At 64.1% G+C, this 15,871-nt stretch carries 10 protein-coding genes; 5 read left to right on the top strand and 5 right to left on the bottom strand.

The window, feature by feature from the left end; genetic code table 11:
- The first annotated feature begins 2 nt into the window (after positions 1-2).
- From AB0I43_RS38500 to AB0I43_RS38485, 4 genes are all read left to right on the top strand, one after another.
- Positions 3-2,621, top strand: a complete 2,619-nt coding sequence (locus AB0I43_RS38500) for an aminotransferase class III-fold pyridoxal phosphate-dependent enzyme (RefSeq protein WP_357433720.1) — start codon at positions 3-5, stop codon at positions 2,619-2,621.
- 195 nt (positions 2,622-2,816) lie between these two features.
- Entirely contained in the window at positions 2,817-3,749 is a 933-nt protein-coding gene (locus tag AB0I43_RS38495) for a glucosyl-3-phosphoglycerate synthase (protein WP_357433718.1), read from the top strand.
- 31 nt (positions 3,750-3,780) lie between these two features.
- Complete coding sequence (locus AB0I43_RS38490) at positions 3,781-5,208, top strand: condensation domain-containing protein (RefSeq protein WP_357433716.1); 1,428 nt, start codon at positions 3,781-3,783, stop codon at positions 5,206-5,208.
- Complete coding sequence (locus AB0I43_RS38485) at positions 5,205-6,923, top strand: MFS transporter (RefSeq protein ID WP_357433714.1); 1,719 nt, start codon at positions 5,205-5,207, stop codon at positions 6,921-6,923. Before AB0I43_RS38490 ends, AB0I43_RS38485 begins: the two co-directional genes overlap by 4 nt.
- A 104-nt stretch (positions 6,924-7,027) precedes the next feature.
- Here AB0I43_RS38485 and AB0I43_RS38480 read toward each other — a convergent pair whose 3' ends face one another.
- The 5 genes from AB0I43_RS38480 to AB0I43_RS38460 form a co-directional block, all read right to left on the bottom strand.
- Positions 7,028-7,876: an AfsR/SARP family transcriptional regulator gene (locus AB0I43_RS38480; RefSeq protein ID WP_357433712.1), complete on the bottom strand. Its 849-nt coding sequence runs from the start codon at positions 7,874-7,876 to the stop codon at positions 7,028-7,030.
- 163 nt (positions 7,877-8,039) lie between these two features.
- Complete coding sequence (locus AB0I43_RS38475) at positions 8,040-8,828, bottom strand: crotonase/enoyl-CoA hydratase family protein (RefSeq protein ID WP_357433883.1); 789 nt, start codon at positions 8,826-8,828, stop codon at positions 8,040-8,042.
- Between the two features lie 56 nt (positions 8,829-8,884).
- Entirely contained in the window at positions 8,885-10,681 is a 1,797-nt protein-coding gene (locus AB0I43_RS38470; RefSeq protein WP_357433710.1) for an acyl-CoA dehydrogenase, read from the bottom strand.
- Positions 10,682-10,758: 77 nt separating this feature from the next.
- Positions 10,759-12,567, bottom strand: a complete 1,809-nt coding sequence (locus AB0I43_RS38465; RefSeq protein ID WP_357433708.1) for a long-chain fatty acid--CoA ligase — start codon at positions 12,565-12,567, stop codon at positions 10,759-10,761.
- 13 nt (positions 12,568-12,580) lie between these two features.
- Complete coding sequence (locus AB0I43_RS38460; protein WP_357433706.1) at positions 12,581-13,909, bottom strand: MFS transporter; 1,329 nt, start codon at positions 13,907-13,909, stop codon at positions 12,581-12,583.
- A 746-nt stretch (positions 13,910-14,655) separates the two neighbouring features.
- Here AB0I43_RS38460 and AB0I43_RS38455 point away from each other — a divergent pair.
- The gene (locus AB0I43_RS38455) at positions 14,656-15,870 is read left to right on the top strand and encodes a helix-turn-helix domain-containing protein (protein WP_357433704.1); all 1,215 of its coding nucleotides are present in this window, start codon (positions 14,656-14,658) and stop codon (positions 15,868-15,870) included.
- Position 15,871: the final 1 nt, after the last annotated feature.

Raw genomic sequence — 15,871 nt, 5'->3', positions numbered from 1 at the left:
CAGTGTTCAGACACGTCGCCAAGATCGCCGGACACGGAGTCCGCGGAGCCGCCGAATACTCGATCGACTCGATCCGCCAGCACCAGGTAGCCCGGGAGAAGCGCCAAGCCGAGGCGATCCTGGCGTTCCTGCTGCGGATGGGGCCGATCTATATCAAGATCGGCCAAATCGCGGCCACGCGATCGGATCTGCTGCCGCAGTCCTGGGTCGAGACGTTGCGCGTCCTCCAGGACCAGACTCCGCACATGAGCGCAGACCGGACTCGGCGTGCTATCGAGCGCGAGCTGGGCGGCCCGCTCGCCGACACCTTCAGCACCTTCGAACTCACACCGATAGCGAGCGCATCGGTAGCCCAGGTCCACACCGCTGTACTACGAGACGGCCGCGAGGTCGCGGTCAAGCTCGTCAAGGACACGGTGCCCGAGCAGATCGAGCAGAGCCTGCGCTCCCTGGGCGCGATGGCGAAACTACTGCACGCGGTGGTGCCTCCGGTGCGGTACCTGGACGTGCCGCGCCGGTTCACGGAGCTGGCGCGGCTGCTGCGACCGCAGGCCGACATGACCCACGAGGCTGTCCAGCAGCAACGCATCCACGACAACCTGCGCGGTCATCCGTTCGTGAGGGTGCCCGCGGTGCTGCCAGAGCTGGTGAGTCGACGCATGTTGGTGATGGAATACATGCACGGCATTGCGGGCAGGGACGTCGAGAAGGTGCCTTTCGAGCGTCAGCGTCTGGCTCAGCGCCTCCAGGACACCATCTACACGATGCTGTACATGCATGGCGTTTGCCATGGCGATCCGCATCCAGGCAACGTCAAGTTCACTCCCGCCGGTGAACTGGTTCTGCTGGACTACGGGGTGACGGTCGAGCTCAGCGAGGACGAAAAATGGGGATTGTCCTCGTTCTACTACGCCTGCACGCGTAAGGAGTGGGAGGTCGCTGTCGAACGATTCACTCGCTACTTCGTGATCGCCGGCGAGGCGGTGCGTCAGCGCCAATCCGACTACGTCGCCGCCATGATCGAAGTACTGCGCTACCACTTCGACGTCTCCACCAACCGCTGGTCGACGATGGCCTACTTCAATGACGTCAACGCCGTACTTAGGCAATACGATTCGCGGTACACCACCAACTTCACCAAGGTGGAGCTGGTCTTCCTCTCCGGGGAGGGATTCGCATCACAGATCGACCCCGAGATCGACATCTGGGCCAACGCCCGTAAATTCACCGACCGCTATTCGCCCTACATGAGTAGTGAGGTCGAGCAACGCTTCGAAAACGACTTCACCGAACAGATGCCAACCTCGCTCAAGCTGCGAGACCGCGCGCGCAGCTCGCTGGTCGCCCCCACCCACATCGATCGCTACTTCTTCCCCAGCGGTTTCCCGGTGTTCGTCAAGGATGCCATCGGCGGGAGCATCCGCGACTTCGATGGCAACGAATATATCGACCTGTCGGCCGGCTACGGTCCGCACTTGCTCGGTTATGCACATCCGGCCATCACCACGGCGATCACCGAAAGCGCCTCACGCGGATTGGTGAACGGCATCGGCAACACCGCCGAGATCGACCTGGCCGAACTGCTCGTCGACGCCTTTCCCGCCGCCGAACGAGCAGTCCTGTGCAACTCGGGGACCGAGGCGATCATGTTCGCGATCCGCATGTGCCGCGGGTATCGGCGGCGCACGATGGTGGCGAAATTCGAAGGGCACTACCACGGTTCCTCAGACCAGGGGCTGGTCAGCTCCTGGTTCCGGTTCTCCGGGGCAAGGAATCGACCCGAGCCGGTCGCCGGCTCTCTAGGCGCCGATCCTGCCGCAGTCGCAGCCACCCTGGTTCTGCAGTACGGCGACGTCGAAGGTTTGCAGCGTTTGCGTGAGCACGCCGATGACCTCGCCTGCGTCATATTGGAGCCCATGCCAACGTCGGTCGTCGCCCTCGACGTCGAATTCCTGACCGCGCTGCGTGAGTTGTGCACCGAACTGGAAGTCCCGTTGGTATTCGACGAAGTAGTCAGTGGATTCCGAGTCGCCTACGGCGGCGCCCAGGTGATGATCGGGATCGACCCCGACCTGACCTGCCTGGGCAAGGTGATCGGGGGCGGCCTGCCGGTGGGCGCGGTGGTCGGCAAACGCCAGCTCATCGAGATGGCCAAGAGCTCTCAAGACCCCTTCAACGACTATGAGAATCGGGTGTTCGCTGGAGGTACCCTGAGCGGCAACTCCCTGACATGCACCGCCGGCCTCGCCGCCTTACGCCATCTCGCGACACATCCAGAAATATATCAACGGCTCGACGCCAACACAGACCGCCTGGCCACCCTGCTGCGCGAGGCAACACAGCAGCGTGAGATCGCCTGCCGCATCTCGGCCCGCAACTCGATCTTCTCCCTGAATTTCAGCCACCGCTCAGCCGGACTGTATCGAGATCGAATGGCGGGCAGCAATTTCAAGGCCACAATCGCCCTGGCCTACTACATGCGCAAACATCAAGTCTATATGGCCGAAATGCACAGCTTCCTGATAAGCGCGGCGCATACCACTGACGACATCGACCAGGTCGCGCACGCCTTCGGGAAGAGTCTCGATGAGATGCTCGCCGATCAGCTATTCGTCACCTAACGCGGTTCTCGGCCAGACCGGCGGAACCCAATACTGCAAACCGTATTCAACTCGTTTGGATTCGCAGATCCTCTCGGATCGCGCCTCGAACTTCGATCCCGCGAGGGCCGAAACATGGTGAGCCGATGCTGCGAACCCGCTCCAGCGTCACCTGAAGCACAGTCGAAAGCGTAACTCTTCTTACTAGTGGTGGAAATGGTCGATCTGTTAACGAATGAGTTCCACGGCGATATTCGCACCTGGTCCGCGCCCAGGTGGAGCACCTTCGATTTGATCGCCGCGAAGCGCGGGCGCAGGGTATCGGTGGTGCTGCCGGCGTTGAACGAGGAAGCCACCGTGGGGCATGTCGTCCGTGCCGTGCGCAGGCTGCCCGGGGGCCTGGTGGATGAATTGATCGTCATGGATTCTGGCTCCTCCGACGCCACCATGCTGGTCGCGGCTGCGGCCGGTGCCACGGTGATCACCCGCGAATCGGTACTGCCCGACTATCCACCCGTGCCGGGCAAAGGCGAGGTGCTGTGGCGTTCACTGGCCGCAACGTCCGGCGACATCATCATGTTCATGGACTCCGACCTCCTCGATCCGGACCCGCAATTCGTGCCCAAACTGATCGGGCCACTTCTGCTCGAGGAATCCATTGTCTTCAGCAAGGCCTACTATCGCCGGCCGCTGACGGTCGGTAAGACAATCGATGCATCCGGTGGCGGGCGCGTCACTGAACTCGTAGCGCGTCCGCTGCTCGCGGCGCTGCGGCCTGGTCTGCGGCATGTGGTGCAACCCCTCGGTGGGGAGTACGCCGCTACGCGTGAGGTTCTCGAAGGGCTGCGTTTCGCATCGCATTACGGGGTAGAGATCGGTCTTCTGATCGATGTACACGACACCTACGGCGCCGCGGCGATCGGGCAGGTGGATCTGGGCGTTCGCAAACACCGCAACCGGCCACTGCACGAACTGGGTGTCATGAGCCGTCAAATCATCGCCACGGCGTTGGAGCGGTGCGGCCTGCCGGACTCTGGAGAGGGCATTATCCAATTTCCGCTCGGTCCAGAAGGTTTCGTGCCACACGAGGCCGCCCTGAACACCCACCATCGACCTGCGATGAGTTCGCTTCTTCAGATCGCGTCCTGAATGCCGATCACCGACGGAAAGGTTCCACCTGATGATGGAGAGCGGGCTCATCGATGACTGGCGTCCCAAGGGCGGCAGGCTGACGATTATCCGTCCCACAGAAACCGCGTGCGCGTCTGCGCTGAGGGCGCCTACCGACCTGACACCGCCGTCGTTCCAACAGGACGCCTATCTGGAGATGGCACGCAAGGCCAAGCAGACGGGCCGCCGCTTCGATCGGCTGCTGTTATGCGCCTTCACCCTCGCCGGCGAGCCTGATATCGACGCCTTGACGAACTCGCTCACCGCGGTCGTTCGACGGCACGACGCCTTCCACAGCTGGTTCGAGCTCGAGGAATCCGGGATCAGGCGGCGGATTCTCGAGCCTGACCAGATCGAGCTCACCGCCCAGTTCTGGGGTGAGTTCGATGGCCGACTGGTCAGCCGCATCGTTCAGCGCCTGACTCCAGGTCCGGCCAACTGGGACTGCTTCACCTTCGCGGTGATCGATCATGGCGGCTCGTTCACCGTGGTAGTGGCCTGCGATCATCTGAACGTCGACGCAGTCTCCGGCGCGATCATCAGTGCCGAGGTATTTCAGTGTTACTTCGATCCAGGCGCACAGGCGCGCCTGGATCAGACTCCGGTCGCAAGTTACCGCGAATACTGCGCTCGCGAGCGAGCCGAGGCCGCCGAGCTGGATGAGCGCTCGCCGCAAATCATCGAGTGGGCCGACCGCATCGAGGCAAACGGCGGCAAACTGCCCAGCTTCCCGCTGACACTGCACGAAGAACCAGGGGCACCGACGATGGCGGCCTCGAGCCGCCAGGTCCTGCTGTCGGGTTCGGCGGCGCAGGCATTCGAGGGCGAATGCGCCAAAGCAGGAGTGCGTTTGGTGTCAGGGATCTTCGCGGCGGCGGCCTACGCCGACTATCGACTATCCGGGCGAACCCGATACTTCAATCTGTCGCCGAAGAACACCCGATTCGGCGCAGCCGAGCAACGCACCGTCGGCTGGTACGCCAGTTTGATCCCGATCGATTTCGAGTTCGATCCCGCAGAAGGGTTCGCCACCACAGCTCGGCGAGCCGAAGCCGCGTTCGCCGCCGGAAAGTCTCTGTCGAACGTCTCGTTACACCGCGTGGTCGAGTTGCTTGAGCAAAGGGAGGGTTTTCACGTCCGCCGCGGGTGGGTCGCTCCGATGTTGTCGTTCCTGGATCTACGGAAACTGCCGGGGGCCGAACTGTTCTCCGCGCTCGACTTTTCCTTCTTCGGCAGCCGGGGGACCTCTGAAGAGGTGTACACGTGGGTGCAGCGCACCGACGACACGATCTGGGCGGCCTCTCTCTTCCCGGATACCGAGCTCGCCGACGAGGCAATGACCCGCTACTACGAGGCGATCGCCGTGGTGATGGAGTCGGTCGCGCGCTCCGGTGCCGAGGTGCCGGCGGATGACGTAGTAATGACTGGCTGCTCGTGAGCGCTCTGGAGACCTCGCATCCTGATGTGGGGACGGGGGCGTGGGCGGGGGTCGCAGCGATTTTCATCGCCGTCTTCATGCAGATGGTCGATGCGACGATTGTTACTGTTGCGCTTCCGGACATCGTCCGTGACCTCGGGGCAAGCTCCGCGGAGTCGTCGCTGATGCTGACCGGGTACACCGTCGCGCTGGCATGCACGCTATTGCCGAGTGCGCGAGCCGGAATGCGATGTGGGCGTGGAGGGTTCTTCCTCGCAGCCCTGGCCGTATTTGTCGGCGCCTCGGTTCTGTGCGGGCTGGCGCCGACGCCGCTCACGCTCATCGCCGCGCGGGTGATCCAAGGCGCGGCGGCCGGCGCAGTGTCGGCCCAGCCTATCGCGATCATCAGCGCGCGGTTCGGCGAGACGAACCGCCGTACCCTGGCCTTTGCGCTTTACGGGGCGACAGCGGGGACGGCCGCGATGCTGGGGCCCCTTATCGGAGGTGTGCTGCTCGCGGCGAATCCGCTCGAGATGACCTGGCGCTCAATCTTTCTGGTGAATGTGATCCCCGGTGCCGTGGCCCTCGCGTTGGCGGGACGGTACCTGCGCGGATCGGTATCGGTGGAGCGGCGCCCGTTGGATCTCATAGGTGCGTTGCTGGCGACGAGCGCACTGTTCCTCCTGGTCTACGGACTGTCGATCGGTCGTGAACATCGCTGGTCGCCTCCGATCGTGGCGATGCTGGCATGCGCTGGAGCGCTGCTCGCGGTCTTCGTCATCCACGAGCATCGCCTTGCCCAGCGAGGCGGCGCCCCACTGCTCGACCCTGGATTGTTGGCAGCTCGGCGTTTCCTCGCCTGGATGCTGGCTTGTCTGCTGGTGTACGGCGTGTTCGGGGCCTATTTGTTCAGCATGTCGGTGGCGCTGCAGTTCGGGCTCGGCTACAGCGCGCTGCTCACCGGTGTTGCGACGCTGCCGTTCTCGGCTGGCGCGGTGCTGGGCGCGCTGGCCGCCCCACGCCTGGCCCGACGGTTGGGCAACCACCTTGTCGGTATCGGCTGTGCGTTGTTCGGCGTCCTTTTGCTCGGATGGCTGCTAGCGCTGGAACCGAGTCCGGCGACACTATCGTGGCCGGTGCTGATGGTTCCCCTGATACTGGGGGGTCTGGGAGTGGGGGCGGCCGCCGCCCGGTTGCAGATCGCCCTTGTCGAAGCGGCGCCGCCGCAGTCGATAGATGCGGCGTCGGGGTTGGTGCCGACGGCGCAGCAAGTGGGTAATTCATTGGGCGTGGCGCTGATCGGCGTCATATTCTTCCAAGCCGTAGCCGTTGGCGCCCCACCGGCAGTGAGCCATGAGCGGGCACAGCTTCAGCAACAGCTGACGACGGTCACGCCGTTGGCATCGGGAATTGCCGGCGAGTTCGGCCGGTGCGCGACGCTGCAACTGCAATCGCCCACTCCGGAACGAACACCACAGGGCTGCAGCCACGATGAGCGCGCCGGGGCGAGCGACCTCGCCGAGCGGATTAGCTCGGTGGTTCAGACCGCGGCACGTGAGCTCTTGGGCACAGTTTTCGTGTCCGCCTTCCGGACCGTCTTGATGGTCTTGCTTGCCCTGGTTACGGTGACCAGCTTTGCGCTCCTGGTTCGACGCGCACCGGTAGTCGGGCGAAAACGAGCCCGCGCGGAGCGCGCGCGGCACTCGCTCGAGTCCCCGAACGCGCACCGGCTGTAACAGCTCTGCGCGCGGGGTGGCGCGTTCATGTACCGCACACCGGGGCCGGCTAGAACTTCCGACATCGCCGCTCATTGCTGCCCCTGTGGGTGAAGGTCGCGCGGTCACAAGGCATAGCCGAACGCCGCGCGGCGCAGCACCGCCTCGGCAGAGTCCAGGGCAGTGTCCTGGGCGAGGATCTCTTCGTAGAGTCGTTGCAGCGACCTGCTGGGTTCGACTCCGAGTTCTTCATCGAGGTGCCGTCGAGTGCGGTGGAACAGCTCCAGGGCCTCGGACTGTCGGCCTCCCCGATAGAGCGCGAGCATCAGCAGTTCGCAGAGACCTTCGCGGGTAGGAAAAGCGGCCGTCAACCGCTGCAGTTCGGCAACAGCCGAACGATCGTCGCCGAGCAGCAGCTGAGCGCACACCAGGTCCTCCCAGGCGAGCAGCCGCCGTTCCTCGAGAAACGCTGCCGCTCCGCGGCATCGCTCCCCGGCGTGGGTATTGAGCAGGGCCGGGCCCCGCCACAAGCGAAGTGCTTCCTGAAGCAGGTCCACGGCGGACTGCGGGTCTTCCGAAAGCGCCCCCGAGCCACGCGCGCTGAGGTCGAGAAAGAGAGGCCCGTCCACTCTATGAGGTGGTATGTCGAGGATGTAGCCGTTGTAAACCGCACGCAAAGCCACGGATTGCCCACTTCCGCGGGTGCAGTGCGCCAATGTGCGTCGAATTCGAGTAGCGTTGGCCTGCAACGCATTTCGAGAGTCCTTGAGGATATCTCGCGGCCACAATTCGGCGACGAGATCGTCGTAGTAGACCGTGCGCCCGGCGTCGAGTGCGAGCGTCGCGAGCATCGCGCGCAATTTGCTCGAGCGCAGCTCGGTACGTTCTCCGCGAACGACCACCGACACGGAACCAAGGAGATCAATACGAATAGTACTTCGGTCGTTACCTACGTCGATTCGGTCGATGTTCATGTCAACATCCATAACCTGTCCTGAGATTTCTGTATAAGGGCCCCACCCCTGCCGCGGTGAAACTGGCTGCGGCACAGCGTTCGTCGAAGATATGTGTGACTCGGGCAGCGAGATGCGGAAGTAGTTCGTATCTCCGTCGGTGATCTCGCCGGAAGATCGGGATTCACATGCCTTGGAATTGGGCCTCACGGCGTTCGGCGAAGGCCAAGACACCTTCGAGGGCGTCGGCGCTGACAGAAAGCTGGGCCAGCTCGGGCCCCAGATGAGCTGCCGCCGTGTCATCGCCGTCGGTGAGCGCTAGCTGCGCACTGCGCAGGGTGGCGGCTACAGCGAGCGGCGCGGCTTTGTCCGCGATCGCGCTAGCGATGTCGGTAGCGCGTTGCAGCGCGATTTGTGGATCGGCTGCGAGTTCCTGTACCAAGCCGATCCGGAGCGCTTCTTCGGCGTCGAATTCCTCGCCGGTCAACATCCAGCGCATCGCGTTCGCCCAACCGCATTGGCGAGGGAAGCGGATGGTGGCACCACCGAAGGGCAGGATTCCGCGACGGACTTCGAGTTGAGTGAACCGTGTGTCGGTGGTCGCGATTCGTATGTCGGCGGCCAGCAGTAGTTCGATGCCGGCGGTGATCGTCCATCCGTGTGCGACTGCTATGACTGGTTTGGTCCACGCGCCGTCGAGTCGGAAGGGATCGCGGCCGCCGTCGGGGAGGACTCGCTTGCCTGTGCCGAGTTCGGCCGCCAAGTCGGCGAGGTCCAGTCCGGTCGTGAAGTTGGGGCCTTCGCCGTAGAGCACCGCACTACGCACGGCGGGCTCTTGCTCGAGGAATCCGTAGGCCAGTGCCAGTTCATTGACCAGCGTCCGGTTGAAACTGTTCCCCTTGGCTGGCCGGTGCAGGCCGATACGTAGGACATGGCCCTGCAGTTCGAGCAAGACGGTATCTAGCTCCGGCAGTTGAACATCCGGGTCGCGCTTCATGGGCTACTCCTTGGTTTCGAGCTTGCCGAGTGTCAGAGGTCTTGGGGGTCGAGCGAGAGCAGAAGGTCATCGGATGCGGCGAGGAGGTCGAGAAGATGCTGGACCTTGGGAAGTTCGCGGGTGTAGAAGTATCGGGTAGCTGCCCGTTTCCCGTCGTAGAAGGAGCCACCACGGGGATAGGCAACCAGCCACTGTTCGAGCCAGAGCCAGCCGACGACGATATGCCCGCTGGCTTCGAGATAGGCGGTGGACTCGGCCAGCATCGCCTGCAGATCTCCGAGGGTGGGCAGCGCTGTGGTGACTTCCACCAATCGATCGATCGCCGCATCGAGTTGAGCGGCGTAGCCTTCCGCGCGTACCGATCCGGTGGCGCGGGCGCGGGCAGTCGTGGAACGCATCCGCATCACCAACAGCTGGAGGGCCGCGCCGGCGTCGAGCAAGATCTTGCGTCCCAGCAGATCCATCCCTTGGATACCGTGGGTGCCTTCGTGGATGGCATTGAGGCGATTGTCGCGATAGTGCTGCTCGATATCATGGTCGCGGGTATATCCGGCGCCGCCGAGCACTTGAATGGCCAGATCGTTGGCATGCAAACACCATTGGGACGGCCAGCTCTTCGCGATCGGTGTCAGGACCGCCAGGAGCTGTGTGGCGTCGTTGCGTTGCTGGTAGTCGGCGAGGGAAGCAATGTCGTCGACCAAGCGCGCGCAATACAGTTCGAGCGCGAGGGCGCCTTCCACGTAGGACTTCTGTGCGAGCAGCATCCGTCGCACGTCGGGGTGATCGACCAGTGGCACCGGGCCGTCGTCGGGCAGTGCGCCGACAGCGCGGCCTTGGATCCGGTCGCGGGCGTAGGCAAGTGATTTGAGATAGCCGGTGTATCCGAGGGCGGTCGCGCACAGTCCGACACCGATACGCGCTTCGTTCATCATCGAGAACATCACCGACATGCCTCGGTGCAGGCCGCCGACGAGATAGCCGATCGCGCCGGGGACGCCGCCCGGTCGATGGGCACCGTCACCGAACACCGGCGCGGTATTGACCGTACCCCGGTAGCCCATCTTGTGATTGATACCGGCCAGGACGACGTCGTTGCGTTCCCCGCGTTCGCCGTGTTCATCGAGCAAGTATTTGGGCACGAGGAACAGTGAGATACCGCGGGTGCCGGCCGGGGCGTTCGGTGTGCGCGCCAACACCAGGTGCACGATGTTCTCGGAGAGGTCGTGATCACCGCCCGAAATCCACATCTTGCGTCCGAACAAGCGGTAACTGCCGTCGGGTTGTGGTTCTGCGCGGGTGGTGATGTCGGCCAGGCTGGAGCCGGCGTGAGGCTCCGACAGCGCCATCGTGCCGAAGAAGCGGCCGGCGAGCATGGGGTCGAGATAGCGGTGCAGGTGTTCTCCGCTGCCGTGGCGGGCGAGGAGATTGACCGCCCCCAATGTCAGCAACGCGTAGCTGGTTGTGGCGGCGTTGGCGGCGTTGAACCAGGCCGTGCACGCCGCGAACACCGAATAGGGAAGTCCCATGCCGCCCAGGGATTCCGGTAGTGCCGCGGTTTGGAAGCCGGCGTCGGTATAGGCGCGCAACGCCTTGGCGACCTCGGGAATGACCTCTACCTTGTTCCCGTCGAATGTGGGTTCGGCGAGATCGGCTGCGCGGTTGTGGGGAGCGAACAGCTGCGTGGCCATCTGTTCGGCCAGCGCGAGCGCGTCGTCGACGGTGCCGCGTGAGTGAGCGGCGTAGAGGCCACGGTGGAAAAGGTCTTCGGTGTCGAGCCATTCGTGGAGCAAGAAGTCGAGATCGCGGCGGGACAGGACAGTATCGGGCATCAGGAGCTCTTTCTCGTCAGTGTGCGTAGGCCGACGGGCGGGCGAACGGTGCGGCACCGGTTTGCGCGCTGCCTCTCTCAGCGCATCGCGGGCGCGGGCGCGCCGTAGAGGGCTTCCAGGTCGGGCCGATACTTTTCGAGGATGACGGGTCGTTTGAGCGACATCTTCGGCGTGAGTTCGCCGCTTTGCTGGGACCATTCGGCATCGAGGATGCGGAACTTCTTGATCTGTTCGGCCTGAGAAACCTGTGTGTTGGCCTCCGCGACGGCGGCATCGATCTCTGCATACAGCGCGGGGTGGGTGATGAGTTCGGTGACGGAGGTGTCTGCGGGGAGATGATGGCGTTCGCGCCAGCCGGGAAGTACTTCGTGATCGAGGGTGATCAGGGCTGCGATGAAGGGTTGCGCGTCGCCGACCAGCATGGCTTGGCTGATCAGGGGATGGGAGCGCAGAGCGTCCTCCAGCGGTGCGGGCGAGACGTTCTTTCCGCCGGCTGTGACGATGATTTCCTTCTTACGACCGGTGATCGTGACGTACCCGTCATCATCGATGCTGGCCAGATCACCCGTGCAGAACCATCCGTTGACGAACTGCTCGGCGGTGGCCTTCTCGTTGTTCCAGTATCCGGCGAACACTACCGGGCCGCGGACCAACAGCTCGCCGTCCTCGGCCAGCGCTACGGTGTGCCCGGCCAAGGGACGGCCGACGCTGCCGATGCGCTGGGTGTGCGGCTGGGTGCCGTTGAGGGTGATCGCCGCGGTGGTTTCGGTCAGTCCGTAGCCCTCGGTGACGTTGACTCCGACTCCTCGGAAATAGTGAGCGAGCCGCGCGCCAAGCGGGGCCCCGCCGGACACGACGTGATCACACTGACCGCCGAGTACGGCACGCAATTTCCGGTAGACCAGCCGATCGAACAGGGCGCGTTGAATTCGCAGCCAGAGGCTGGGTCCGCCGGCGTCCAGGGCTTGGCTGTAGGCGATGGCGGCAGCGGTGGCGCGGTCGAACAACGCGCCGCGGCCGTTGTCGTCGGCGAGCTGTTTGGCTGTGTTGTACAACTTTTCGAAGACGCGAGGTACGGCCACCACTCCGGTGGGGCGCACCTCACCGAAGATCGCGCTCAGGCGGGTCCAATCGCTGGTGTGGGCGACGACGACGCGTTCTTCGAAGGCAGCCAAGGAGACCGTATGGGCCAGAATATGGGCCATCGGCAGAAACATCACCGTTCGCGCGCCGGGGGTGTTGAGCTCGGGAACCCGTTCTTTGGCCGCTGCCGACATCGCGGTGAGGTTTCCGTGGGTGAGCGGGACGCCTTTGGGCAGGCCGGTCGTGCCGGAGGTGTAGATCAGTGCCGCCGGGGTCGCCGAGTTGATCTTCTGTCGGCGCGAACGGAGATCCTCGTCAGGGATCCTGACGCCCAGACGTGACAGATAGGCGACGGCTCCGTCCTCGATCTGCAAGATTTGAGGTCTCGGAGTCGCGGACATTTCTGCCAGGGTGCGCTGCTCGCGGTTCTGTACGATCAACGCAGTGGCACCGGAGTCTTGCAGAATCCAACCGATCTGACCGGCCGCCGAGGTGGGGTACACCGAGACGGTGACCGCACCGGCGCGCCAGATCGCGTAGTCGAACAGGATCCATTCGTAGCTGGTATCGGCCATCAAGGCGACGCGATCCCCGCTGCCGACGCCGAGTGCGATCAAGCCTTTGGCGAGAGCGGCGACCTGATCTGCGAACATCGAGCAGGTGATCTCGCTCCAACCGGCTTTGGCTTCGGGCACAAGGAAGCACACGGTGTCGGGATAGGCGCGGCCGTTTCGCTCGACGGCATCGGCCATGCTGGCTTCCGAGTTCAGGGTGTAGGTAGCGGGCACAGTGAATTCACGCATGAGGCAGTAGCTTTCAGGGTTGACGGGTAGCGGGGACAAGCGCTGTCTTCGGTGTCTTCATGCTGAGGGCGTGATCGTGTTCGACTGTCGCGCTCGCCCCGAATAGCCCCGCTGCTGCCACCGCGAGGGCAGAGGGAACCACTGCCAGCAAGGCGAAGCGCAATCCGATGGTGTCGTCGCCGAACTGGTCGGATAGGGCGCCGACCACGACAGGCCCGAGCGCACCGCCGAGGAGATAGAACGCGGCGAACAACACAGCGATTCCGGTGGCGCGCAGTCGGGGCTCGATGACGTCGGCGACCGCGGGATAGGCGGCCACGTAGAACGCGAACTGCAGGAACCAGGCGACGGAGAAGATGAGAACGAACGCGCTGGTGGCGGTGTGGGGGAGCGTCAACGCCCAGAACGTCAGCGGCACCGAAGCAGCGAGACTGACCGAGGCGTAGGTCAAACGCAATCGGCGGGAACGCCGAGCAGCGCGTTCGGCGACGATACCGGCGAAGAGCAGACCGAGAATTCCGGAAAGGCCCAGCACAATCCCGGCGTTGGTGGCAGCGCGAACCAGCGAGAGTTCGAAATAGCGCTGAAACAACGGGACCAGGAAGGTGGCTACCGCGTACGCCGCGATCTGCAAGCCGATTCCGCTGAGGATCAGCCACCACATCGTGGGAATCCGCAGCACCACACGGATCGGCTGGTGGACGGGGGAGATGGTGGTGGGACGTTCCTCGGAAGCGCCGCGCTCGGGTTCCTTGATGAACATCATCGCGACCGCGACCAGGAAGCCGGGGACGGCGGCGATGACAAACGGTGCACGCCAGCTGCCGAAGGCGTCTGCGATGGCACCGGTGGTGAAGAACGCCAGCGTGAGTCCCAGCGGTTGCCCGAACTGGAAGACAGCGATGGCACGTGAGCGTTTTGCGGCGGGAAACAGATCGGCGAGCAGAGAGTTCGCGGCGGGAGCATAGGATGCTTCGCCGACGCCGACCGCCAGACGGAAGATCAGAAGCGACGCGAAGCTCCACGCGCCGCCGCCGGCGGCGGTGAAGATGCTCCATACCAGCAGGCCGACGGCCATGATCGTGCGGCGAGATCCTCGGTCGGCCATGCGGCCCACGGCGATACCGGCCACTGCGTACACGACCGTGAACGCTCCGCTGAGCACTCCGATAGCGAGGTCGGAGAGACCGAACTCGTCCTTGATCGGCTCGATCACGATTGCCGGAACCGCGCGGTCATAGAAGTTGAGCAGGTTGGCCAGCGTGAGCACGCAGACGATGCGCCACGCGTTGGGGGCCTGGTGTGCGGTCAGCACGCCGGCCCGATTCTTCTGGTCGGTCACATCAGTCCTTCGCGGTTGCCCTGGGTGGAAAACGAGGCCGCCCGTGGGAAATTCGTTCGCTGCGCTCGAGGTGGTCGCATGCGAGGGTCTCGTCAAGAACGGCTCGTCGTCCGGCGAGAGAAGCTGCAGAAATGGCTGGGCAGCAGCGTATTTCGATGACGTGGGTCCTGGATCCCGGTCGGCAGGTCTTGCCGAGAAACCGATCTCGATCCCGCCGGACCCCGCAGGGGGCGCCATACGCCGCTACCGGCTGGATAACACGCTCCACGTTGCGCTGCCGCCACCATCCCGACGCGGGTGCGCACCATAGACCAGGTCGTGAAACGCCCGCGCGATCTCCAACCCAGAATCCGGCCGGTCATCGGCCTGTCGGCCGGCAGCGGCGCGTATCCGGGCGAGGACGTTACCTACCGCACGGCTCGATACATCGGCTCTAGCCCATGCCCTAGCAGGTTGCGCGGCGGAAATGCCCGCACGAAGGAACATCATTGTTTCTCCCGTCGTTGGTGCGCTCCTGCAATGCCGTCGCTGCCGAAAATCGCGCGCGACCAGGATGTAGCGGAGTCTGGCTGCGACAAAGGCCAAGGCAAGGTCGACTAATTACTTCGGCGTACCGGGTGTTCGCTTGGTTGAGACCGGGCTCGTCCATTCTGTGATCTCCATCGCTGTGAGCCAAGGTCGATTTGCACCGAATAACCATGGAAGTGCGACAATGTGCAACACCATCAATCGGTTACTCTCAGCCGGTGACCTACGAGCGCCCTTCTCCTCGGGTTCAAGAATTGGTGCGGAAGGCCGCCGAGCGCGTTTTGGAGGCCCCGTCTCAATGGTTTGCCGAGGTCGACGCCGCCACGCTGGCAGGCCACGCGCTGCGACAGATCGCCGATGACCCGGTCCTTGCCGCAGGTGTCCGGCGTAGTAACCGATCCAACATCATGTTCTGGGCGGCGGCGAACTTGCGCGCACCTGGTGCGCCCGTGCCGCCTAACAACGCCGAGGTGTCCCTGGCTGTGGGCCGTGATCTGCTTCAGCGCGGGTTCGAAGAGCTGACGCTGGATGCCTACCGGGCCGGCGAGAGCGCGGCCACCCGTATCTGGGTGCGTCTTGCCTGCTCACTGACAGACGACACGACCGAACTGGCCGAGATGCTCGAGGTGTCCCTGCGCTCGATCAGCGCCTTCACCGACGACACGGCCAGCTCCATCGCGGCGCGCCTGAGAGCCGAACGGGCCGAAATGAGCCTGGGGTCGCGGGCCGAACGCCGCGAGTTGGTGACGATGCTGCTGGAGGGCGCGCCCATATCCCACGACCGTACCGAGATGCGGCTGGGGTATGCCCTCGACCGGCTTCACACCGCGGCGATCGTATGGAGCACCGACCCAGCTGCGGACCTGCGCGAACTCGACGCTGCCGTCGAGACGGTGGCCGAGGCCGCCCGCGAAGCGGCCCCGCTTCGTGTACTGGCCAGTGCCGCGTGCCGCTGGGTGTGGGTGCACGGTGAACCCGATGTTGACCTGTTGCGTGCCCAGCTTGCGCATCTTGCTTCGGTGCGGGTAGCTGTCGGCACGACTGCCCAGGGTGTCGACGGTTTCCGGCGTAGCCATCTCGACGCCCTGGCGACTCAGCAGCTGCTTTCGCGTCTGGCTCCCGAGCAGCGAATGGCGACCTTCGACGAAATCGAGCTCATCGCGCTGATGACCCGTGACGTCGAGGGCGCAGATCGCTTCGTCAACCGCGTACTGGGCCCCTTGGCGGCGGCTCCCGCCGAGGTCATCGACACTGTACGAGGGTTCATCGCCGAGCAAGGCAACGCGTCACGGACTGCGGAGCGTCTGTTCACCCACCGCAATACCGTGCTACGGCGCCTGCAACGCGCCGACCAGCTGCTACCGCGAAAGCTGGCCGACCAGCCCATCGAGATCAGTGTCGCCCTACAGATCCTGTATTGGCGTGGCCGATGAA

The organism is Nocardia sp. NPDC050435 (genome assembly GCF_040655395.1).
GTDB lineage: Bacteria > Actinomycetota > Actinomycetes > Mycobacteriales > Mycobacteriaceae > Nocardia.
The sequence above is the reverse complement of the archived record's forward strand: the minus strand, read 5'-3'. Positions and strand labels throughout refer to the sequence as shown.

What these genes read in the sequence shown, in the direction of transcription:
- AB0I43_RS38495 (WP_357433718.1), top strand. Translation starts at nt 2,817, where the DNA reads ATGGTCGATCTGTTAACGAATGAGTTCCACGGCGATATTCGCACCTGG.
- AB0I43_RS38490 (WP_357433716.1), top strand. Translation starts at nt 3,781, where the DNA reads ATGATGGAGAGCGGGCTCATCGATGACTGGCGTCCCAAGGGCGGCAGG.
- AB0I43_RS38480 (WP_357433712.1), bottom strand. Translation starts at nt 7,876, where the DNA reads ATGAACATCGACCGAATCGACGTAGGTAACGACCGAAGTACTATTCGT.
- AB0I43_RS38470 (WP_357433710.1), bottom strand. Translation starts at nt 10,681, where the DNA reads ATGCCCGATACTGTCCTGTCCCGCCGCGATCTCGACTTCTTGCTCCAC.
- AB0I43_RS38465 (WP_357433708.1), bottom strand. Translation starts at nt 12,567, where the DNA reads ATGCGTGAATTCACTGTGCCCGCTACCTACACCCTGAACTCGGAAGCC.